We start from the raw sequence: 21,686 nt of genomic DNA on the forward strand, positions 1-21,686 counted from the left end.
AGGAGGCACAGATCATGGGGGATCTAGCAATAGATTTCTGTGGTGAATGGTACGAACCATCCGACGAGGACATCTTCGACATTGGACGCGAAGGTGACTTGGAAGTTGATGACAACCCGTACCTGCACCGACGCTTCCTGCAGATTGCCCGTTACGACGGCATGTGGTGGCTCAGCAACGTGGGCAGCATGTTGTCCGCCACTGTGGCTGACGGTTCCGGCGGTATGCAGGCCTGGTTGGCGCCCGGCGCACGGATCCCTCTGGTGTTCAGCCACACCAACGTGATTTTCACTGCCGGACCTACAACCTATGAGTTTGCGGTGCACTTGAAGACGCCGTCTTTCCGGCATGAAGCCCGCGACGATGACCAGGCGGGGGACACCACCATCGGGCCCGTGGTCTTCACTGATTCGCAAAAGGCGCTCATTGTTGCCTTGGCCGAGCCCATGTTGCGGCGGGACGGTACCGGTTTTAGTGCCATTCCCTCATCTGCCGAGGCCGCGAAGCGACTGGGCTGGGCACTGACCCGTTTCAACCGCAAACTGGACAACGTCTGCGACAAACTGGACCGGGTAGGCGTCGTTGGCCTGCGCGGCGGAGTTGGAAAACTTGCCACCAACCGCCGGGCGCGCTTGGTGGAACACGCCGTGACCTCGCATTTGGTGACCCCGGCTGACCTGCATCTTCTTGAAAAAATGAGTGGAGTCGACGAAGGATGAAGTTCCGTCTGACCTTGCGGCGTGACCCTGCGGAAGCAAAGGACCTCGCCGTAACGGTGGATGGCCGTGCCACCGTGGCTGACATTGCCACCGAGCTGTGGGCGGCCGACCCCGCACGAAAGGGAACCGAGCCGCCGTCGAACCTGTCCATCAGCGTGGACGAGGCGTTCGTCGGCGGTGGGCTTTCCGGGCACGTGCTGCGGCCTACGGACAACCTGCTGGAGTCCGGGTTGCGTCCCGGGTCCAAGGTCTCCCTCGCGCAGGTCAGCGAGCAGTTCGCGTCCAACGGCCACGCCAACGGCAATAGCCGGGGACCCGCAGCGGCGACGTTGCGCGTGATGTCAGGGCCCGACGTCGGACGCGAATTTTCGCTGCCTTTCGGCACCAGCTACATCGGCCGGGACCGGGACGCCGACATCCGGTTGTCGGACCCGCTGACCTCCAAGCGCCATGCCCGTATTACGGTGGGCGAAACCGTGGAAATCGTGGATACGAACTCCGCCAACGGACTCCTCATGGACGGGCTGCCGGTGACCCGCGCGACGCTCGAGTCCTCGGACACCGTCACGTTGGGCGACACATCCGTGGGCGTCGTTGCCCTGTCACGGAACCATGGTGGTGGTCCGTCGTCGCCCCTGGTGGATTTCAACCGATCGCCGCGGGTACTGCCCAGGTTCGAGTCGCCCAAGCGGGTACCGCCGGCCGGCCCCAAGCGCCCGGAGCACCAGCCTTTCCCGTACATCATGCTGGTGGCTCCGCTACTGATGGGCGGCGTGCTCTTCGCCGTCACCCAGAACCTGCTGTCCGTGCTCTTCATGGCCATGATGCCGCTGTTCATCGTGGGGCACTATGTGGACCACAAGATGCAGAGCAAGCGGCAGGCCAAGGAAGGCCACAAACAGTTCAAGGCCGCGATGCTGGCTTTCCGCGAGGACATTGACAAGCAGCAGAACATTGAGCGCGCTGTCAGGCTCCAGGAAGCGCCGTCCGTGAGCGATACGGTTGACGCCATTTACAAACTTGGGCCCCTGCTCTGGACCCACAGGCCCGAACACCAGCACTTCCTGGGGGTTCGCTTTGGGTTGGGCTCGGCGCCGTCGCGCATCCAGTTCGATGAACCAAGCGCCAACGAAACGGAACCGCAGTACATGCGGGAAATCCAGGAGTGCCTGCAGCAGGTCCGCGTCATAGAAGGGGTTCCGATCGTCTCGCAGCTGCGCACCTCGGGCTCCTTTGGCGTGGCAGGGGACCGCAGCGTGGTGGATGACGTGGCCCGCGGCATGGTGCTGCAGCTGGTGGGGCTCCACTCGCCGGCCGAAGTTGTCCTCACGTCACTGACCTCCGCACGTTCACGTGAGCGTTGGGACTGGTTGCAGTGGCTCCCGCACGTTGGTTCGGGCCACAGCCCCATCTCCGGCGATCATCTGGCTGCCGGCCCCGGCGCTGGCGCCGCCTTGTTGTCCAAGCTCGAAAGCCTCGTGGAAGAGCGCGAGTCCATGGCCAAGGAGCCTGGACCGCACCCCCGTCCCGGACTCAAGAATGAACACGAGGACATTCCGGGACCGGTTGTTCCTGCCGTCCTGGTGATCGTTGAGGACGACGCCCCGGTGGACCGCGGACGCCTCACACGCTTGGTGGAACGCGGCCCCGACTACGGGGTGCACATCATGTGGGTGGCCGCCAACGTGCAGTCCCTCCCGGCCGCCTGCCGTGATTTCCTCTCGGTCGACGGCGATCATGGCACCACCACCGGACAGGTCCGCTTGGGCCGCCACACGTACCCGGTGAGTTGCGAAAGCCTCGATGCCGAACTCGCCACCCAACTGGCGCGCATGATGTCGCCGCTGGTGGATGTTGGAAACCCGCTCGACGACGACTCCGACCTTCCGCGCGCCGTTTCCTACGCCACGTTGATCGGCAAAGAACTGATGGACAACCCGCAGGCCGTGGCCGAGCGCTGGCAGGAGAACAACTCCGTCCACGCCACGGCGGTGCCTAACCGTAAGGACAACGGCAGCCTCCGTGCGCTGGTTGGTTCCAAAGGTGTGGAACCGTTCTACCTGGACCTCAAGAACGAGGGTCCGCACGCACTGGTGGGCGGAACCACGGGTGCCGGTAAGTCCGAGTTCCTGCAGTCCTGGGTGATGGGCATGGCGGCCGCGTACAGCCCGGACCGTGTCAGCTTCCTGTTCGTGGACTACAAGGGCGGCGCTGCCTTTGCCGACTGCCTGCACTTGCCCCACACTGTTGGGTTGGTGACTGACTTGTCTCCGCACCTGGTGCGCCGTGCACTGACCTCGCTGCGCGCTGAGCTTCATTACCGCGAGCGGCTTTTGAACCGTAAGAAGGCCAAGGACCTTTTGGCCCTGCAACGCGAAGCCGATCCTGAGGCGCCCCCTTACCTCATCATCATCGTGGACGAATTCGCCGCTCTGGCAACCGAGGTTCCCGAGTTCGTTGATGGCGTGGTGGATGTCGCCGCCCGTGGCCGCTCCTTGGGTCTGCACCTGATCCTGGCCACCCAACGGCCCGCCGGTGTCATCAAGGACAATCTGCGTGCCAATACCAACCTTCGCGTCGCCTTGCGCATGGCCGACGAAGTGGACGCCACGGACATCCTGGGCGTTCCCACCGCGGCCTACTTTGATCCGTCCATTCCGGGCCGTGGTGCTGCGAAGACCGGTCCAGGCCGAATCCAGGGCTTCCAAACCGGCTATGCAGGTGGCTGGACCACCGAAAAGCCGCAGCGTCCCAGGATTGACATTGTGGAGATGGCGTTCGGATCCGGACCCACCTGGGAACCGCCCCTGGTGTCACAGGTGGAAGAGGAACCTGCCGGGCCCAATGACATTGCGAGGATGACCGGAAACATCATCCGGGCAGCCGACGTCCTGTCCATCGAACCTCCCCGGAAGCCTTGGCTCAACGAACTCGCCACCACCTACGATTTCTCCAAGCTTCCCAACCCGAGGACCGACGAACGGCTCCTGCTGGGTGTGGCAGACGACCCCGCCCACCAGGACCAGCCCACTGTGTTCTACGAGCCGGATAAGGATGGCAACATGGCCGTCTACGGCACGGGTGGATCCGGCAAGTCGGCGGCGCTGCGCGGGATTGCCATCGCAGCGGCTGTCACGCCGCGTGGTGGTCCCGTGCACGTCTACGGCGTGGACTGTGGTTCTTCAGGGCTCAAAATGCTTGATGGCCTTCCCCATGTTGGTGAAATCATCAACGGGGATGACGTGGAGCGCGTTGGGCGACTGCTGCGTTGGCTCAAGGAAGTGGCGGATGATCGCGCAGCACGGTTTGCCGAGGTCCGGGCCTCCACCATCGTCGAATACCGGCAGCTGGCCAACCGGCCCGAAGAAAAGCGCATCTTCATCCTGGTGGACGGCATGTCTTCCTTCCGTGAGTCCTACGAGTACAGCAACTTGTCAGCGCTGTGGGACATCTTCCTGACACTGGCAACGGACGGACGCCCCTTGGGCATCCACCTGGTAGTCAGCGGTGACCGTACAAACTCCGTACCGGCGTCGCTCCTTGCTTCAATCCAGAAGCGGCTGGTCCTGCGTCTTAGTTCCGAAGATGACTACATGACCCTTGATGTTCCCAAGGATGTCCTCAACGCAGCCTCACCTCCGGGACGTGGCTTGTTGGACGGGCTTGAAGTTCAGCTCGCTGTACTGGGCGGCAACTCGAACCTCGCGCTCCAAGCCCGCGAAGTGGCCAAGCTCAGCCAGGCGATGTTGCGCCAGGGCCTGGAGCAGGCGCCTCAGATCCAGCGGCTCCCGGAATTGGTGGACCTGGACATCCTGCCCAACGGAGCTTCGGACAACCCCGTCATTGGTGTCGACGACGAAACGCTGGGTTCGGCGGCCATCGCTGCCAAGGGATCCCTTCTGTTGGCCGGGCCTCCAGGTGCCGGACGTACGGTGGCACTGGTCACCTTGGCCTACGCCCTGCGGCGCTCGAACCCGCGAACTGACCTCATCTACATTGGGTCCCGGCGCTCCGCCGTGGCGTCACTGAACATCTGGAGCAGGTCGCTGGTGGGTCCGGACGAAGTCTCGGATGTGGTGGATGACCTGATCGACAAAGCCGCGGACAACCCTGGCACCATGGCCATCTTCATCGAGGGCCTGACAGAGTTCACGGACACGTTGGCGGAATCTGGCGTGGGTCGCCTGGTGACCGCCGCGATCAAGGCTGACCAGTGGGTGGTCGGCGAGTCGGAAACGTCCACCTGGTCCCAGGCCTGGTCCCTGGCCCAGCCGTTCAAATCCGGGCGTCGCGGGCTCCTGCTCAACCCCGGGGACGTGGAAGGCGACACCCTCCTCAACACTTCCCTTGGCCGGATCAGTAAGGACTTCATCCCGGGCCGCGGCTACATTGTGGGTCGTGGAAAGGTACGCAAGCTCCAGATCGCCATGCCGCCGGAAAACCGTAGCTAGGATGCTACCTTGCGTCGTGGGCGTCATGGATACGCGCGTAATAACTGTTGCAATATTGGGGAAAACACATGGCAAAAGATCACTTCATACCAGCGAGCCTGATGGCGCGGTTCTCGCAGGACGCCGTCGGGCCAGCACGTAAGAGAAAAGTGTGGTCGCTTCGCAGCAATGGCAGTCGGGCAGAAGTTCGAGCCGAAGCTGTGGGATACAGCAACGGCCTTTATGACGTCGATAGTGGCATGTTCCCCACCCGCGGCGTACGCGCTGTTGACGATGTCTGGAGTTCCTATGAGGGCGACCTGCCGGGGGTCTTGGATCGACTGATCGATCGATCAGTCACCGCGGCGGAGTGGATCGATACGTTGGTGCCTTTCGTTGCAGCTTCATTTGCTCGCGACCGCGGCTACAAGTCACGCGTAACGAGACGGTTGGCCAACTCCACCTCGGGTCTGTTCGCGGAGATTCCCGAACTCGCCGAGCTTGCCCTAGACGACACGAACATCGCCATCAACCGCTTGATGGAAATGGAGCGCTTCGCTGCGAGGGCACTAGCGAGTGAATGGGTTGTTTTCGAGTTTGACGAAGACATTGTCCTCCCGGATGTGGGATATGGGTTCGACCTGGTCAGCGAGGATCCGGACGTTTTAGCTCTGTGGTTTCCCATAGGTCGGCGGAACCTTCTCATGCTGACGCCATGTGCTTCCCGCCGGGTCATAACGAGGTCTGAAGGGGAGTGGAAACCTTCCATCTACTACTCGCAGACTGAGGTCAAGGTCGGCGAATTGAATCGAGCACTTGCGCACACAGCTCAGGACTTCATCGTCGGGACACGAACGTCGATTGATGACGTCCGGCCGGAGGATTTAGGACGGTTCGACTGGCACGCCATAGATGAGGTCCTCGAACAATGGCCGTTCAGTGTCGACACACGGGAGCTGGGCGGACTTCACCGAGTTGTACAGGCTGTAGTTCATGGAGAACTAGAATCATTCGACGGGGTGTCCCTGGATCGCTACGGGGCTGTGTCAGAGCTCGAACCCGGGGGAACTTTCATGGCTCCCAATCGAGAGATTCGTGCAGAACGCTTTCTGGCGTTCGATGGCATTGGGTTGGTTTTGTCCGTTGACTGATTCGGTGACAGTGGCGGCACAATCCTCGTGTCCGCATGCTACGGAGACGTGCACGATGCCGCCCACGGTAGGAGAGTCCCGGAAATACCGCGATTGAGACGGCTCACGCCCCAAACGCCCAGCTGAGGTTAATCATGCGGCACTGCGTTGTTCGTGCTGCATTGCCAACTGCCATAACGGCCGCGTTGCACTGTCCGTGAGCCACGGCGGGCTGATGCTTGCTGCTCGCGCCCGTAGCCGCCGCCCAGGCTGCGCTGTGCGACAAGCGCCTCCGGTTCAAGCCGAGCAGCCGCCCGTGCAAGGTCCACCCCGCCGGCGGGTGACCCAGATCGTCACCGGTGGCACCCCAGGTGAGCGCCCCGGCGTCGAACTCCTCCGTTCCCACCGCAAGCGCCGGGACGGTCTCTGCGCCAGCAACGCCGCCAGTATCGTCGTCTGGGAGCCCGGGCTCAGCAAGCGCAAGCCTGAGCAGGTCCTCCACGTGGAACATGCCCATGGATAAGGTCAAGGAGACGCAGACGGCCGCGCTGGCATCGAGCTCTGTTTCGGGTCCCGACACGCTGGTCTGTTCGGGCTTCTGGGTGCTGTCGTTTTGGTTGCCTTGGGAAGGCTCGCGTTTGCCCCTTGGAGGAAGAACCGGCTCTCGTTGCACTAGCGGCTCTTTAATCTCTGAGGGTTACGGCAAGATAGACCTGTGAGCACACCAGAGAATCCGGATCCGGTAGAGACCACAAGCCAGCAAGCCGCCGCGGCGATCGTCGCAGAGGAGGGGACTCCGCCATCGGAGACCCTGCGCGATGAGTACGAGGAATTAGCGGACCTCGTCCGTAAGTACCGTTACGCCTACTACCAGGAAGCCGCGCCCACGGTTTCCGACGCCGAGTTCGATGAACTCTACCGCCGGTTGGAGGAACTGGAAGCACTTCATCCGGAGCTTGTCTCCAATGACTCGCCCACGCAGGAGGTTGGCGGCGAAGTGTCGTCTGCTTTCGCGGCAGTGGAGCACCTGCAGCGGATGTACAGCCTTGACGACGTCTTCTCCTTGGACGAGCTGGAGGCGTGGGTCCGGAAGGCCGAAGCTTCCGTTGCCAAGCTAGGCGATTCCGTCCCGCCCATCGCGTGGCTGACTGAGCTGAAGATCGATGGCCTTGCCGTAAATCTGCTGTACCGGGACGGCAAACTGGTCCGCGCCGCAACGCGCGGCGACGGCACCACGGGCGAAGACATCACGCATAACGTCCTCACCATCAAGGAGATCCCACGGCAGCTCAGTGGTTCGGGATACCCCTCGGAAGTGGAAATCCGTGGCGAGGTGTTTATCCCGTCCAAAGCGTTTGTGGCGTTCAACGAAACGCTGGTCGCGGCCGGTAAGGCACCGCTTGCGAACCCCCGTAACGCTGCCGCTGGTTCACTTCGCCAAAAGGACCCCGCAGAGACCGCCAAGCGCCCCCTCAGCATGTTCGTCCACGGCATCGGAGCCCGCGAAGGGTTGGAGGCCAAGAGCCAATCCGACACCTACAAGCTCCTCGAGGAGTGGGGGCTGCCTGTCAGCCCGTACCTCAAAGTGCTGGATACGTTCGAGGACGTCCTGAAATACATTGCCGACTACGGTGAGCGCCGGCACAAGCTCCTGCACGAGATCGATGGCATCGTGGTCAAGATTGACGACTTCGCCACCCAGCGGGCACTTGGTTACACCTCCCGGGTTCCCAGATGGGCTGCTGCCTACAAGTACCCGCCAGAAGAGGTCCACACCAAGCTTCTGGACATTGCAGTCAATGTGGGCCGCACCGGGCGGGTAACTCCCTTTGGCCTGATGGAGCCGGTGAAAGTTGCCGGTTCCACAGTTGGCATGGCCACCTTGCACAATCAGGACGTGGTTAAGGCCAAGGGCGTCATGATCGGCGACATCGTGATTCTCCGCAAGGCAGGAGACGTCATTCCGGAGATCGTTGGACCCGTGCTGGCGCTGCGTGACAAGCAGGATCCACCGGTGCGCGAATTTGTGATGCCCACCGAATGTCCGTCCTGTGGGACGCCGCTGGCGCCGTCGAAGGAAGGCGACGTGGATATCCGTTGCCCCAACGCCAAGTCCTGCCCCTCTCAGCTGCGGGAGCGGGTCTTCCACCTCGCGGGTCGTGGGGCGTTCGACATCGAAGCACTTGGCTGGGAAGCGGCTGTGGCACTGACCCAACCCGCAGAGCCGGAGACGCCGCCGCTCACCAGTGAGGCCCGCCTGTTCAGCCTGACGCGGGAAGATCTGGCGGATGTCCTGATCCGTAGGGAAAAGCGCTCCAAGGGTGTGGGCACGGGCGACTACGAGCTCGTCCCGTACTTCTATACCAAGGGAACGGCCAAGTCTCCGTCCAAACCAACGGCAACCACGGAAAAGCTGTTCGTGGAGCTGGAGAAGGCGAAGAAGCAGCCGCTGTGGCGAGTGCTGGTGGCGCTGTCCATCCGGCACGTTGGACCAACAGCCTCGCGTGCACTGGCCACCGCTTTCGGGAGCATGGACGCCATCCGCAATGCCACGGAAGAGCAAATGGCTCACGTTGATGGCGTGGGCCCCACCATTGCTGTGGCGCTCAAGGAATGGTTCGCCGTTGACTGGCACAACGAGATCGTGGACAGCTGGGCCGCTGCCGGGGTGCGGATGGAGGACGAACGCGACACCTCGATGCCGCGGACCCTTGAAGGGCTGACTGTGGTGGTCACCGGTACGCTGCCCAACTTCAGCCGCGACGAAGCCAAGGAAGCCATCATCATCCGTGGCGGCAAGGCCTCCGGATCTGTCTCCAAGAACACCAGCTATTTGGTGGCCGGTGAAAGCGCCGGCACCAAGCTGGACAAGGCCGAGCAACTCGGCGTCCCGGTTCTGGACGAGGACGGCTTCCGCGAGCTCCTGGCCAAGGGTCCGGCACAGGCGGAAACTGAATCGGAAGCAACCCCTGCGGATGAAGCAGCAGCGGAAGCGGCTTCAGAATGACGGACACCAAGGAGCTGCTTGCTGTGGCCAAACGTGCTGCGGCAGCCGGAGCTGCTGTGCTAGCGCAGCGGTCGGCCACCGGTACGGGTGGTGACGGTTTGGAGACCACTAACAAGGGTGAAGCCGGGGACTGGGTCACGGCCTTCGATGTCGCGGCGGAGAACGCGGTGCGCGAGGCGATTATTGCCGACCGGCCGCACGACACCATCACAGGGGAGGAACATGGCACTACCCGGCCGGAGCAACCCTCCGGGTACCGCTGGTCCATTGATCCCTTGGACGGGACCACCAACTTCATCCGCAACATCGTCTACTACGCCACCTCCGTAGCGGTGGCGGATTCCGACGGCGTCTGGCAGGCCGGCGTCGTTCACGCGCCGGCGCTGGGCCGCATCTACTTCGCAGCCCGCGGGCTCGGCGCCTGGATGGAGGCCGGGGGAGAGGCGACGCCTCTTGCCGGTCCTGTCCCCGGGCGCACAGGGCTCATTTTGGCCACAGGCTTCAGTTACGACCCCGCCACACGGGCCAGCCAATCGGAAGGCCTCGCCGTGCTCATGGATGGTTTTGCCGATGTCCGGCGTCTCGGGTCGGCAGCCTTGGACCTCTGCCTCGTGGCCGACGGTACCTTTGATGCCTACGGGGAACGCGGCCTCAACGAGCACGACTTCGCTGCCGGGGCCCTCATTGCGGAAGAAGCAGGTTGCTGGGTTCGGCGGCCGCGATTGGAAAGCCCACTTGATGGTGGCCCCAGCGCGGAAGACCGCTTGGCATCATGGATGTGCGCCGGGGCCCTTGAACTATCCGGCAAGTTCCCTTTGTGACCGCCAGTGATCAGCACACTGGCCATCACCAACTACCGTTCCATCCGGGACCTCGCCATGGAGCTGCATGGCCTGGACATCGTGACAGGGGCCAACGGCAGTGGAAAGTCCTCCCTCTACCGGGCGCTTCGGCTGTTGGCCGAGTGTGCCGGCGGAGATTCCGGAAACGTGGTGGGCTCCTTGGCCCGGGATGGCGGGTTGGCCTCGACGCTCTGGGCCGGGCCTGAGTCAATCAGCGAGGCCATGCGGCGTGGTGAAGTCCCCGTCCAGGGAACAGTCCGCCGGGAGTCCGTGAACCTGAAATTGGGCTACTCCGGTGATGACTTCGGTTACTTGGTGGATCTTGGCATGCCGGCATCCAGCGGGGCCGGTTTTGACCAGGAGACCGGCCGTTCGCGCCCCTCAGCGTTCAGTCTGGATCCTGAAGTCAAACGGGAACAGATTTTCTCCGGCCCCGTGGCGCGGCCGGGATCGTTGTTGGTGGACCGCAAGGGGAGCCTCGCCAAGCTGCGCGGACCGGACGGCGATTGGACTGAGCTATCACGGAGGTTGGACACTTTCCAGAGCATGCTGACGGAGGTCTCGGACCAGGACCGGGCACCGGAAGTTCTGCGGGTTCGGGACTCGGTCCGCTCATGGCGGTTCTACGACCATTTCCGCACAGACGCCGAGGCCCCCGCTCGTCAGGCGCAGCTGGGAACGCGAACCCCCGTGCTTCATCACAGCGGCAAGGATCTCGCGGCCGCACTGCAGACACTGCGGGAGGTGGGTTTCGAGCGGCAGCTGGATGCCGCCGTCGATCATGCTTTTCCCGGAAGCCGCTTGGAAATCGCCGTTAGCGATGGTCGGTTCAGCGTGGAACTCCGTCAGCCCGGCATGCTGCGCCCCATGAAAGCTGCTGAACTCTCGGACGGTACCCTGCGCTTCCTCCTGCTCACCGCGGCATTACTGACGCCACGGCCACCAGAGCTCATGGTCCTGAACGAGCCCGAGACCAGCCTCCATGTGGACCTGATGCCGGCACTGGCCGGACTGATTGTCCAGGCCAGTGCCAACAGCCAGATGATTGTGGTGACCCACTCCGATGCCTTGCTCAAGGCACTGCGTGATAGCGGTGCAGCCCATGAGCATGAGCTCTACAAGGACCTGGGCGAAACCAGGATCAAGGGCTTGGGCGCGCTGGAAGGTCCGCTGTGGAGCTGGCCGAAGCGTTGAAGCGGCAAGCGATGATCAGACGGGCGATGATCACTTAAAGTTGCAGGCTCAGAACGCCGATCCGATGGACGTGAGCTGCTGTTCCGCCGAACCGGCGTAGCGGTTCTCAGGACGAGCCAGTCCGTAGTGCCCACGCAGGGTGGACGCTGTGTATTCGGTGCGGAACAGGCCGCGCTGCTGAAGGATCGGCACCACATGGTCCACGAAGATCTCCAAGCCGGAAGGAAGCACCGGCGGCATGATGTTGAAGCCGTCCGCTGCCCCTGCGAAGAACCAGTCCTGAATGGCATCGGCAACCTGCTCCGGTGTCCCGGAGAAGGTCCGGTGACCTCGCCCGCCACCCAGTCGTCCGATCAACTGTCGGACCGTGAGCTGTTCACGCCTGGCCAGCTCCACAATCAGCGTGTAGCGGCTCTTGGCTCCTTCGATCTCGTCCTCTGAGGGCAGGTCGGCAGGCAGTTGGCGGTCCAAGGGAAGGTCCTCGGGGGACAAACGGAGAGTCTTGGCCAGTTGCTCACGGGCATACTCGGGTTTGATGAGCTGATCCAGTTCACGCTCCAGTTTGAGGGCTTCAGCCTCGGTGGAGCCGATCACAGGGACGATCCCGGGCAGGATCTTGATGCCCTCCGGATCACGACCCACGGCTGCGGTGCGCGACTTCAGGTCTGCGTAGAAAGCCTGCGCGTCGGCCAGGGTCTGGTGTGCCGTGAAGACGGCTTCTGCGTACTGTGCGGCCAGGTTTTTGCCATTCTCGGATGATCCAGCCTGCACAATCAGTGGATGGCCCTGTGGGGATCGGGGAACGTTCAGCGGACCACGGACCCGGAAATGCTTCCCTTCGTGGTCCACCGTGCGGATCTTGGTGTCGTCACCCCACACGCCCTCCGCCTTGTCAGCCAGGATGGCGTCGTCTTCCCAGCTATCCCACAGCTTTTGGGCAACGTCAATGAATTCGGCAGCCCGTTCATACCGGACAGCGTGTGCCGGCTGGTCGTCAACGCCGAAGTTCCGCGCGGCATCTGGCCCGGCGGTGGTCACGACGTTCCAGCCTGCACGGCCTCCGCTGACCCAATCAACGGACGCGAAGCGGCGGGCAAGATTGAAGGGGTCGTTGTAAGTAGTGGATGCGGTGGCGATCAGGCCTATCTTTTGGGTCGCTGCGGCGAGGGCCGTCAGCAGCACCGTAGGCTCCAACTTTCCGGCAGGGCGCCGGCCCACTTCACCGAACAGGACAGGGGAGTCTGCGAAGAAGATGGAGTCCAGCTTTCCTCGCTCGGCTGTGCGGGCGAGGTGCTGATAATGCTCCACCTTGGTAGGGGCAAGGGGATCGCTTTCAGGTAGACGCCATGATGCTTCGTGATGTCCGGTGCTCATCAGGAACGCGTTCAGGTGGAGTTGGCGGTCTGGCGGGGTCATGGTTGCTCCTTGGGATCGGGACGTTTGGCTGGCGGTGTGGCAACTTAAGCACGCGTACAAAGACCTCCGCCAGCAGCCCGACATGTCTGCGCAACAGCACGAAACCGGGGTTCACCGCGCGCAACGCAGCTCAATTCGACGCCACGGGAGGCAACACAAAAGCAGCCCGACGGCCAGTGGCTGGCGCATCGCAACCCGGCCATCCGGCGTCGTGCCTTCACACCATGACTGATAGTTCCATCACGGAAAGGGGCTTTTGGTGCCTTTGGCACGTGAAGCACCACTACCATTGGTAGGTGCTTTCGCCGATTACCGTCCGTCCCGCCCTGCCCGAAGACTACGACGCCGTTGCCCGCATTACGCAGGAGTCCTACGTCACCGCGGGGTACTACGGCGACGCTGATCACCCGTACCTGCAGAAGCTCCAGGACGTGGCAGGACGCGCGGAACACGCAGAGATCCTGGTGGCTGAGCGCAACGGCGAGGTCATCGGCTCGGTAACTGCGGCACCGGCAGGCGGAGGCTTTTCGGACATCGGCCTCGAGGACGAACTGGAGCTCCGTACCCTCGTAGTGGATCCGGCAGTCCAGCGCTCAGGGGCGGGCCGCGCCTTGGTGCAGGCCGTCGTCGACCAAGCCAAGGCCATGGACGGAATTAAAGCCGTATCCTTGACCACCGGCGCCACATGGGAAAGCGCCAACGCCCTTTATGCGAGGACAGGCTTTGACCGTGCCCCGCACCGTGACTGGTTTGTCCCCGGCACCGACATAAAGCTGTTCGTTTACCGGCTGGACCTCCCGCAGTCATAAAGTTTCCTTCGTAAACGCCGGTCACCGGACCGGGCGAAACGACAGGAAAGGCGCGGCATGCGCAAGACATTCGGCACGGGCTCGGTCTGGGAACAGACTCTTGGCTACTCCCGTGCAGTCCAGGTGGACAACACTCTTTTCATCTCCGCCACGGCAGCTTCCGGGCCGGAGGGAATTGTGGGAAATGACTTCTACTCCCAGACCAAGTACATCCTTGAGAAGCTCGGTGCTGTCCTGGAAGACGCCGGCTTCTCCTACGAGGACGTTGTGCAGTCCAAGTTGTACCTGACGGACATCAGCAAGTGGGAGGACGCCGGCCGCGCCCACGGTGAGGTCTTCGGTGAGATCCGCCCCACGCTCGCCTTGGTGCACGTGCTGCCGTTCCTTGATCCCGAAATGCTGGTGGAAATCGAGCTCGTGGCGCAAAAGTCCGCCTAGCGCACCCAACTGAGTCGCATTTGTGCGCGTTTTGAGCCCTCAAAACGCGCACAAATGCGACCTACTTGGGTTAGCCGGGGACGCCGTAGCGGTGTTCCGGGCGGCCTGTGCTTCCGTAGCGCAGTTGGATCTCGACGGCGCCATCGTCCGCCAGCGAGGACAGGTACCTTTGCGCCGTGGCCCGGGAAACGCCAACCCGTTCTGCCACCTCGGCAGCTGAATACTGCTCGCCGGGAAGCAACGATTCCAGGACGGCCGCCTCGGTTGCCGAACGGGGTTTCGCGGCCGGTGCGACGTCGCCGGGGATCAAAGACCGTTTGGCGCGTTCAATGGCGATCTGGTCCACGGCGGGCTGTTGGCCCAGAATCCGCCGGTACCTGGCATAGGACCTGAGCTGTTGGGACAGGGACTCCGCGGTGAAGGGCTTGAGCATGTATCCCAGCGCGCCGCGGCGCAGGGCAACCTTGATGGACTGCGCATCAGAGGCAGCAGTCAGCATGATGGCATCGACGTCCAACTGCCCCAACAGGTCCAAACCAGAGCCGTCCGGCAGATACACGTCCAGCAGCACCAGGTCCGGGCGGAGGCTGTGGATCGCTTGCAGGGCCTGTGAAACAGATCCTGCCGGCGCCAAGGCCATGAATCCGGCCACAGAATCCACATAGGCGGCATGGAGCCTTGCCACGTGGAAATCATCGTCCACGATCAATACCCGTAAATCCTCAGCCATTGCTGTCCTTCCTCAACGTTGAGTCGGCCGCTGTGCCCGCATGCTCCGCGGAATCCATGACGCCGGGGATGGTTGCCATGAACACCGCCCCCGGACCGCCGTGGCCGCCGGGCTCCAAGACGCGGACATCGCCGCCACGCCGCCGCGCCAGCTGCCGCACCAGCGCCAGCCCCAAACCTTGTCCAGCCCCCGAGCGTACCGGTTGTTCCGACGTCGTAAATCCTTCGGCGAAAACCTCCTCCGGTTCCAGGCTCCCCAAACCGTCACCGGAATCGCCCACCAGGAGGTGCAGGGTCCCACCGTTTTCGGCGACATCGTCCAGGAGTTCGACTTCCACCCAACGTTCCGCTGAAGAGCCGGCGACGGCGGCACTCACCGCGTTGTCGATCAGGTTGCCGAGCACGGTGGTGACGTCTTGCGGATCGGCCACGTGCCCACGGACCAGTGTTTCGGGACCGATGCGGAGGGCCACTCCGCGTTCCGAAGCCTCCACGCTTTTCGCGCCAACGAATGCCTGAAGATACGTGTCCTGGAGCAGTTCAGCCTGCTCTACGGGGAACTTCAGCGGACCAGTGGCTGAGATCCGGGCCAGGTACTCCTTGGCGGCTTCGTGCTGGCCGATGCTCATGAAACCGGCAATGGTGTGAAGTTGGTTGGCGAACTCGTGGCGTTGGGCGCGGAGGGCCGTGGACATGGTCCCCACGGCGTCGAGCTGGCGGGTCAGTTGCTGCAATTCCGTACGATCCCGCAGCATGACCACCCACCCCAGGTCCTCCTGCCGATGCCAGGCTTTGCGGGCGCTGGCCACAAGAACGCGTGCGCCGGCCACGATTTCGACGGCTTCGGCGTCCCGGGCTGCCGGTTGGGTGAGCTTTTTGAGCTGTTGAGGAACCGTGGCGGAAGCCCAATCCTGGCCAGTGGCATCGGGCATGTCCAGGAGCCGGGCGGCGGCGGCATTGAATACGGAGATGCGTCCGTCCGCGGATATCCCGATCACGCCATCATCAACGCCCTGGAGCACTGCCACTTGGTCGTGGACCAAGCTGCTGATTTCCTCCGGTTCCAAACCGAGCGTGAGCCGTTGCAGCCTGCGCCGGAGCAGGAAGGACGCCAGGACGCCGGCAATCAGGGCGCCGCCAGCGGTGAGTGCGATGGGCACGATGTCCCGGGCAAGGCTGTTGCTGAGCGACTCAACCGAGTAGCCCACGCTGACTTCGCCCACAATCGTCTCAGAACTTCCAGGCGCGTACACCGGCACCTTTGCACCGGCCGAGGGCCCCAACGTTCCTGTGTTGCGGGTAGTGATTTCTTGCCCGCCCAGTGCCACTGAAGGGTCTGTGCTGACGCGTTCGCCCAGCCGTGCCGTCTCAGGGTGTGCCAGGCGCAGGCCGGTTTCGTCCGTGATCACCACGAACAAGGCCCCGGTCCGCAACCGCACAGCCTCGGCCGCAGCCTGCAGGGGACCGGACGCGAGGACATCAGGGGGAGGGGTTCCGTCTTCCTTGCTGATGGTTTGCACGCCGGACCTGATATCGGGATCTGCGGCGACCGTCCTGGCGAGGGTCAGTGCTTGGTTTTCAGCTTCGGTGCCGATGCGTTCGTATACCAGCCACGCATGGACAGTCCCGCTGAGCAGGACCACCAACAGCACAACCCCCAGCTGAAGGAGAAGGGTTTGGGTGGAGAAACGCATGCTGACCCGGCTATTGCGCGTCACCTTTGCTCCTTTCCTCCTGAACCATTGAATCACTGAGCATAATGCGCAAAACGTTCGCAACGAGCAGTATTCCCAACAATTCCCCGAAACCCCTGCCCGTGACGGAGGCCACCATATTGTCTGTAGTGCGCATCACACCGACGTGGCGCCATTCACAGTAGTAAGGAGCCGGCCGTGCTGGTTTTGCTTGGATTCGCAATGATTGCGGTATTCATGGTCCTGATCATGACCAAAAAATTGACGCCAGTACTGGCGCTGATCATCGTCCCCACCGTCTTCGGCCTCTTCGCCGGGGCGGGCCTCGGCATCGGCGACATGGTGATGGACTCCATGAAGTCCATGACGTCCACGGCCGCGCTCCTCATGTTCGCCATCATCTACTTCGGCCTGATGATCGACGTCGGACTGTTCGACCCCCTGGTGAAGTTCATCCTGCGCAAGCTGGGCAACGACCCCGCCAAAGTGGTCCTCGGCACCGCCATCCTGGCAGCAGCAGTCTCCTTGGACGGCGACGGATCCACCACCTTCATCCTGACCACGGCCGCCATGCTCCCCGTCTACCTGCGGCTCAAGATGAGCCCCGTGGTCCTCACCTGCGTGGCCGGCCTCGCCAACGGCACCATGAACATCCTGCCCTGGGGCGGCCCCACAGCTCGCGCCGCCACCGCCCTTCACCTTGACGTCAACGACGTCTTCGTTCCCATGGTCCCGTCACTCATCGTTGGCCTCATCGTGGTTCTGGTCTTCGCCTGGTTGCTCGGCCTGCAGGAACGCAACCGCCTCCGCACCACCGCTCCTGAGATCTGGGGCGACGTCGCCGATCCTTCGGAAGCGTTCGACGGCGGCACAGGCCGCGGCGGTTCCGTCGCCGCGGGTTCGGGTTCAGGTTCGGGCTTCGGCGCAGGCCGCTTCAGCTTTGGCCGCAACGGCTCATCGTCAACTTCAGGCAAGCCGGGCACCGGCGGAGGTTCCGGCGTCGCGGTTCTTGAAGACCCGGCCACGCTGGTGGACGATCACGACACCGCTATGGCAGACACCGCCCTGGACCCCAACCGCACTACGCTGCGTCCCAAGCTGTTCTGGTTCAACCTTGGCCTGACCGTCGCTGTCATGGTGGTCCTGGTGGCCAACATTGTCCCGCTGCCGTTCGTGTTCATGGTGGGCTCCGCGATCGCCTTGCTGGTCAACTTCCCCAAGGTCAAGGACCAGGGCGCCCAGCTGATCGCCCACGCACCGTCCATCGTCGCCGTCGTCAGCATGGTCATGGCCGCCGCAGTCCTTACCGGTGTCCTCAACGGCACGGGCATGGTCAAGGCAATGTCCGAGTGGCTCGTCCAGATCATTCCCGCCGAAATGGGCCCCTTCATGGCGGTCATCACCGGCCTGCTCAGCATCCCCATGACGTTCTTCATGAGCAATGACGCCTTCTACTTCGGGGTCCTGCCGGTTCTCTCCGAAACGGCCGCGCACTATGGCGTGGATGCAGTGGACATGGCCCGTGCCTCCATCACCGGGCAGCCTTTCCACCTGCAAAGCCCCCTGGTGCCGGCCATCCTCCTGCTGGTCTCCCTCGCCAAGGTCGATCTGGGTGACCACCACAAGAAGGTCCTCTGGCGCACGGCCGTGATCTCGGTGGTCATGCTGGCAGTGGGAGTCCTGACTGGAGCCATCGGCATCGGCTAGCCCCACCCCCCAACGAGACAGCAAAGCGCGACATGGTCCGCTGCGCTGTCTTTTTGGGTTTGCGCGGAGGATGGCGCCCGGGTGTAGCGTCAGGACGACCGGCACACCCAAGACAAGTAGACTGGTTCGGAAAACCATTTGAACTTTGCAGGGGAGATCCATGGCTGCGATCAACCGTGACGACGTCGCGCATCTTGCGCGTCTGGCTCACATTGAAATGAGTGCCGAAGAACTGGACAGGATGGCTGTTGAGCTTGCTGTCATCGTGGATTCGGTCAAGAGCGTGAGCGAAGCTGCGGGGGAGGACGTCCCGGCGACGTCGCACCCGATTCCGTTGACCAATGTGTTCCGGGAGGACGTTGTGGGTCACACGTTTACGGCTGAGCAGGCGCTTTCCGGCGCACCGGATGCTTACGAGAACCGTTTCAAGGTCCCGGCAATCCTGGATGAGGACTAATCATTATGACTGAGCTGAAGAACGAACTCATCCGCCATTCCGCTGCCGATCTCGCTGCCAAGTTGACTGCCCGCGAGGTTACCGCCGTCGAGGTCACGCAGGCGCACCTTGACCGTATTGCCGACGTCGACGGTCAGGTTAACGCGTTCCTGCACGTTAATGGCCAAGAGGCTTTGGCCGTCGCGGCCGAGGTCGATGCTGCCCGCGCCGCCGGCGGTTCCGCTGCTGATGAGCTGCATGCCCTCGCCGGTGTGCCGATCGCGGTGAAGGACCTCATTGTCACCATCGGGCAACCGACGACGGCTGGTTCGAAGATCCTTGAGGGCTGGCACAGCCCGTACGACGCCACCGTGGTGAAGAAGCTGCGCGCGGCCAAGATGCCGATCCTGGGTAAAACCAACCTGGATGAGTTCGCCATGGGTTCCTCCACGGAGCACTCGGCCTACGGCCCCACCCGCAACCCGTGGGATTTGGACCGTATTCCTGGTGGTTCGGGTGGTGGCTCCGCTGCCGCCGTCGCCGCTTTCGAAGCGCCGCTGGCCCTCGGCACGGACACCGGTGGCTCCATCCGCCAGCCCGGCGCCGTCACTGGAACCGTGGGCGTGAAGCCCACCTACGGTGCTGTGTCCCGTTACGGTGCCATTGCCATGGCGTCGTCACTGGACCAGATCGGCCCTGTCTCCCGTACGGTGTTGGACTCCGCACTGCTGCAGGAAGTCATCGGCGGCCACGATCCGTTCGACTCCACCTCGCTGACGGATCCTTTCAACGATCTTGTTGCAGCCGCCCGCGTCGGCAACGTGGCGGGCATGAAGATTGGCATCGTCAAGGAACTTCACGGCGAGGGCTACCAGGCTGGCGTCGAGAACCGTTTCAACGAGTCCCTTGAGCTGCTGAAGGATGCCGGCGCCGAAATCGTTGAAGTTTCCTGCCCCAACCTGAAGTACGCCTTGGGCGCTTACTACCTGATCATGCCGTCCGAGGTGTCCAGCAACCTGGCAAAGTTCGACGGCGTCCGCTTCGGCTTGCGCGTCCTGCCCAAGGACGGGCCCATGACCATCGAGCGAGTTATGGGTGCTACCCGTGCCGCGGGCTTCGGTGACGAAGTGAAGCGACGCATCATCCTGGGCACTTACGCGTTGAGCGCGGGCTACTACGACGCTTACTACGGCTCGGCACAGAAGGTCCGTACGCTGATCCAGCGTGACTTCGACGCCGCCTTCGCGAAGGCTGATGTTCTGATTTCCCCGACCGCGCCCACCACGGCGTTCAAGCTGGGGGAGAAGCTGGACGATCCGCTGGCGATGTACCTGAACGACGTCGCTACCATCCCGGCCAACCTCGCCGGCATCCCGGGCCTGTCTCTGCCGGGTGGCCTGGCCGACGAAGACGGCCTGCCTGTTGGTATCCAGCTGCTGGCTCCTGCTCGCAAGGATGCCCGCCTGTACCGCGTGGGTGCGGTACTCGAATCCATGCTTGAAGAGAAATGGGGCGGTCCGATGCTTTCGCAGGCGCCTGAGCTGAAAACTGCTGTGCTCGGTGCAGTATCCAACACCGCCGGAGGTTCCAACTAATGTCCGTCGACGCAACCCTGAGCTTCGAAGAGGCCATGGAGAAGTACGATCCCGTTCTGGGGTTCGAGGTCCACGTGGAGCTCAACACCAAGACCAAGATGTTCTCCTCCGCTCCCAACGTCTTCGGTGATGAACCGAACACCAACGTCAACGAGGTTGACCTGGGCATGCCCGGCGTCTTGCCCGTGGTGAACAAGACCGCAGTGGAGTCCTCCATCAAGATCGGCCTTGCCCTGAACTGCAAGATCGCCGAGACCTGCCGCTTCGCCCGGAAGAACTATTTCTACCCGGACACCCCCAAGAACTTCCAGACCTCCCAGTACGACGAGCCGATCGCCTACGACGGTTACCTCGACATTGAGCTGGAGGACGGCACGGTGTTCCGTGTGGAGATCGAGCGCGCCCACATGGAAGAAGACGCCGGCAAGTTGACCCACATGGGTGGCGCGGCGGGCCGTATCCAAGGTGCCGACTACTCGTTGGTGGATTACAACCGTTCCGGCGTTCCCCTGGTGGAAATCGTCACCAAGCCGATCGAGGGCGCCGGCAGCCGTGCACCCGAGCTGGCCAAGGCATACGTCGCAGCAGTCCGCGAGATCGTGAAGAACCTGGGCGTTTCCGACGCCAAGATGGAACGCGGCAACGTCCGTTGCGATGCCAACGTTTCCCTGCGACCACACGGACGTGAGCGCTTCGGTATCCGTTCGGAGACCAAGAACGTGAACTCCCTGCGCGCCGTGGAGCACGCTGTTCGTTACGAAATCCAGCGGCATGCCGCCGTTCTGGATTCCGGCGAGCCGGTTATCCAGGAGACGCGTCACTGGCACGAGGACACGCGTTCGACGACGTCGGGCCGGCCCAAGTCTGATGCTGACGACTACCGCTACTTCCCGGAGCCGGACCTGGTTCCCGTCGTCGCCTCCCGCGAGTGGGTGGAAGAACTCCGCGCCACCCTCCCCGAACCGCCGGCCGAGCGCCGCAAGCGCCTCAAGGAAGCCTGGGGCTACTCGGATCTGGAATTCCGCGACGTGGTGAACGCCGGCGTCATGGACTCCATCGAAGAGACCATCGCAGCCGGTGCCTCCGCTGACGTTGCCCGTAAGTGGTGGATGGGTGAGATTGTTGGCCGCGCTAAGGTTGCCGACGTCGATCCTTCCGAACTCGGTGTCACCCCGCAGGTCATCGTTGAGCTGAACAAGCTGGTTGAAGACGGCAAGATCAACAACAAGATGGCAACCCAGGTCCTGGACGGCGTACTCGCCGGCGAAGGCACTCCGGCTGAAATCGTTGAGAAGCGCGGCCTCGCGGTTGTATCCGACGACGGGCCCCTGCTGGAGGCCATCGACGCCGCGCTTGCCGCACAGCCGGATGTCGCAGAGAAGATCCGTGGCGGCAAGGTCCAGGCCATTGGCGCAATTGTTGGCGGCGTCATGAAGGCCACCCGTGGCCAGGCTGACGCGGGCCGTGTCCGTGAACTCATTCTGGAGAAGCTCGGCGTCGAGGGCTAAGTACCAGCTCCTTCCCGTCAAAGTAGGCCGTA

At 62.9% G+C, this 21,686-nt stretch carries 16 protein-coding genes; 12 read left to right on the forward strand and 4 right to left on the reverse strand.

What is annotated here, in order from left to right; genetic code table 11:
* Window positions 1-14 precede the first annotated feature (14 nt).
* From HAV21_RS21005 to HAV21_RS21015, 3 genes are all read left to right on the forward strand, one after another.
* On the forward strand, window positions 15-719 hold the full coding sequence (locus tag HAV21_RS21005; RefSeq protein ID WP_166843034.1) for a hypothetical protein: 705 nt from the start codon (window positions 15-17) through the stop codon (window positions 717-719).
* A complete protein-coding gene (locus HAV21_RS21010) occupies window positions 716-5,170 on the forward strand; it encodes an FtsK/SpoIIIE domain-containing protein (protein WP_166843035.1) in 4,455 nt (1,484 codons plus the stop codon). The genes HAV21_RS21005 and HAV21_RS21010 overlap by 4 nt, the downstream gene beginning before the upstream one ends.
* 68 nt (window positions 5,171-5,238) lie before the next feature.
* Window positions 5,239-6,300: a DUF4238 domain-containing protein gene (locus HAV21_RS21015; RefSeq protein ID WP_166843036.1), complete on the forward strand. Its 1,062-nt coding sequence runs from the start codon at window positions 5,239-5,241 to the stop codon at window positions 6,298-6,300.
* Window positions 6,301-6,403: 103 nt separating this feature from the next.
* Here HAV21_RS21015 and HAV21_RS21020 read toward each other — a convergent pair whose 3' ends face one another.
* On the reverse strand, window positions 6,404-6,859 hold the full coding sequence (locus HAV21_RS21020; protein ID WP_208097318.1) for a hypothetical protein: 456 nt from the start codon (window positions 6,857-6,859) through the stop codon (window positions 6,404-6,406).
* A gap of 135 nt (window positions 6,860-6,994) precedes the next feature.
* Here HAV21_RS21020 and ligA point away from each other — a divergent pair, with 135 nt between their 5' ends.
* The 3 genes from ligA to HAV21_RS21035 are packed head-to-tail and all read left to right on the forward strand — an operon-like array spanning window position 6,995 to window position 11,322.
* Window positions 6,995-9,286 carry an NAD-dependent DNA ligase LigA gene (gene ligA / locus HAV21_RS21025; RefSeq protein ID WP_166843038.1) on the forward strand — a complete coding sequence of 764 codons (2,292 nt, stop codon included), beginning with the start codon at window positions 6,995-6,997 and terminating at the stop codon, window positions 9,284-9,286.
* The gene (locus tag HAV21_RS21030) at window positions 9,283-10,107 is read left to right on the forward strand and encodes an inositol monophosphatase family protein (protein ID WP_166843039.1); all 825 of its coding nucleotides are present in this window, start codon (window positions 9,283-9,285) and stop codon (window positions 10,105-10,107) included. The genes ligA and HAV21_RS21030 overlap by 4 nt, the downstream gene beginning before the upstream one ends.
* A gap of 6 nt (window positions 10,108-10,113) precedes the next feature.
* Window positions 10,114-11,322: an AAA family ATPase gene (locus HAV21_RS21035; RefSeq protein WP_166843040.1), complete on the forward strand. Its 1,209-nt coding sequence runs from the start codon at window positions 10,114-10,116 to the stop codon at window positions 11,320-11,322.
* A 48-nt stretch (window positions 11,323-11,370) separates the two neighbouring features.
* Here the strand turns inward: HAV21_RS21035 and HAV21_RS21040 are convergent, their stop codons facing one another.
* Window positions 11,371-12,738, reverse strand: coding sequence for an LLM class flavin-dependent oxidoreductase (locus HAV21_RS21040; RefSeq protein WP_166843041.1), 1,368 nt, complete (start codon window positions 12,736-12,738; stop codon window positions 11,371-11,373).
* A 296-nt stretch (window positions 12,739-13,034) separates the two neighbouring features.
* Between HAV21_RS21040 and HAV21_RS21045 the strand changes: the two genes are divergently transcribed.
* Together HAV21_RS21045 and HAV21_RS21050 are read left to right on the forward strand one after the other, a co-directional pair.
* On the forward strand, window positions 13,035-13,547 hold the full coding sequence (locus HAV21_RS21045) for a GNAT family N-acetyltransferase (protein ID WP_142939765.1): 513 nt from the start codon (window positions 13,035-13,037) through the stop codon (window positions 13,545-13,547).
* Between the two features lie 57 nt (window positions 13,548-13,604).
* Window positions 13,605-13,985: a RidA family protein gene (locus HAV21_RS21050; protein ID WP_024820219.1), complete on the forward strand. Its 381-nt coding sequence runs from the start codon at window positions 13,605-13,607 to the stop codon at window positions 13,983-13,985.
* A gap of 70 nt (window positions 13,986-14,055) precedes the next feature.
* Here HAV21_RS21050 and HAV21_RS21055 read toward each other — a convergent pair whose 3' ends face one another.
* Together HAV21_RS21055 and HAV21_RS21060 are read right to left on the reverse strand one after the other, a co-directional pair.
* Entirely contained in the window at window positions 14,056-14,715 is a 660-nt protein-coding gene (locus tag HAV21_RS21055) for a response regulator (protein WP_166843042.1), read from the reverse strand.
* Window positions 14,708-16,408, reverse strand: a complete 1,701-nt coding sequence (locus HAV21_RS21060; protein WP_166843087.1) for an ATP-binding protein — start codon at window positions 16,406-16,408, stop codon at window positions 14,708-14,710. Before HAV21_RS21060 ends, HAV21_RS21055 begins: the two co-directional genes overlap by 8 nt.
* Before the next feature lie 198 nt (window positions 16,409-16,606).
* Between HAV21_RS21060 and HAV21_RS21065 the strand changes: the two genes are divergently transcribed.
* The 4 genes from HAV21_RS21065 (at window position 16,607) to gatB (ending at window position 21,654) form a co-directional block, all read left to right on the forward strand.
* Window positions 16,607-18,115 carry a CitMHS family transporter gene (locus HAV21_RS21065; protein WP_166843043.1) on the forward strand — a complete coding sequence of 503 codons (1,509 nt, stop codon included), beginning with the start codon at window positions 16,607-16,609 and terminating at the stop codon, window positions 18,113-18,115.
* A 160-nt stretch (window positions 18,116-18,275) separates the two neighbouring features.
* The gene (gene gatC / locus HAV21_RS21070) at window positions 18,276-18,572 is read left to right on the forward strand and encodes an Asp-tRNA(Asn)/Glu-tRNA(Gln) amidotransferase subunit GatC (RefSeq protein ID WP_017199363.1); all 297 of its coding nucleotides are present in this window, start codon (window positions 18,276-18,278) and stop codon (window positions 18,570-18,572) included.
* A 5-nt stretch (window positions 18,573-18,577) separates the two neighbouring features.
* Window positions 18,578-20,146: an Asp-tRNA(Asn)/Glu-tRNA(Gln) amidotransferase subunit GatA gene (gatA, locus tag HAV21_RS21075; RefSeq protein ID WP_166843044.1), complete on the forward strand. Its 1,569-nt coding sequence runs from the start codon at window positions 18,578-18,580 to the stop codon at window positions 20,144-20,146.
* The gene (gatB, locus tag HAV21_RS21080) at window positions 20,146-21,654 is read left to right on the forward strand and encodes an Asp-tRNA(Asn)/Glu-tRNA(Gln) amidotransferase subunit GatB (protein WP_091323187.1); all 1,509 of its coding nucleotides are present in this window, start codon (window positions 20,146-20,148) and stop codon (window positions 21,652-21,654) included. The genes gatA and gatB overlap by 1 nt, the downstream gene beginning before the upstream one ends.
* Window positions 21,655-21,686 lie beyond the last annotated feature (32 nt).

This window comes from Paenarthrobacter sp. MSM-2-10-13, from assembly GCF_011605365.1.
In the GTDB taxonomy this organism is placed as follows: Bacteria; Actinomycetota; Actinomycetes; order Actinomycetales; family Micrococcaceae; genus Arthrobacter.

Excerpts from the sequence above, each read along its gene's own strand:
- HAV21_RS21005 (WP_166843034.1), top strand. The coding sequence starts at position 15 with ATGGGGGATCTAGCAATAGATTTCTGTGGTGAATGGTACGAACCATCC.
- HAV21_RS21010 (WP_166843035.1), top strand. The coding sequence starts at position 716 with ATGAAGTTCCGTCTGACCTTGCGGCGTGACCCTGCGGAAGCAAAGGAC.
- HAV21_RS21015 (WP_166843036.1), top strand. The coding sequence starts at position 5,239 with ATGGCAAAAGATCACTTCATACCAGCGAGCCTGATGGCGCGGTTCTCG.
- HAV21_RS21030 (WP_166843039.1), top strand. The coding sequence starts at position 9,283 with ATGACGGACACCAAGGAGCTGCTTGCTGTGGCCAAACGTGCTGCGGCA.
- HAV21_RS21040 (WP_166843041.1), bottom strand. The coding sequence starts at position 12,738 with ATGACCCCGCCAGACCGCCAACTCCACCTGAACGCGTTCCTGATGAGC.
- HAV21_RS21050 (WP_024820219.1), top strand. The coding sequence starts at position 13,605 with ATGCGCAAGACATTCGGCACGGGCTCGGTCTGGGAACAGACTCTTGGC.
- HAV21_RS21055 (WP_166843042.1), bottom strand. The coding sequence starts at position 14,715 with ATGGCTGAGGATTTACGGGTATTGATCGTGGACGATGATTTCCACGTG.
- HAV21_RS21060 (WP_166843087.1), bottom strand. The coding sequence starts at position 16,408 with ATGCGTTTCTCCACCCAAACCCTTCTCCTTCAGCTGGGGGTTGTGCTG.
- gatC (WP_017199363.1), top strand. The coding sequence starts at position 18,276 with ATGGCTGCGATCAACCGTGACGACGTCGCGCATCTTGCGCGTCTGGCT.
- gatA (WP_166843044.1), top strand. The coding sequence starts at position 18,578 with ATGACTGAGCTGAAGAACGAACTCATCCGCCATTCCGCTGCCGATCTC.
- gatB (WP_091323187.1), top strand. The coding sequence starts at position 20,146 with ATGTCCGTCGACGCAACCCTGAGCTTCGAAGAGGCCATGGAGAAGTAC.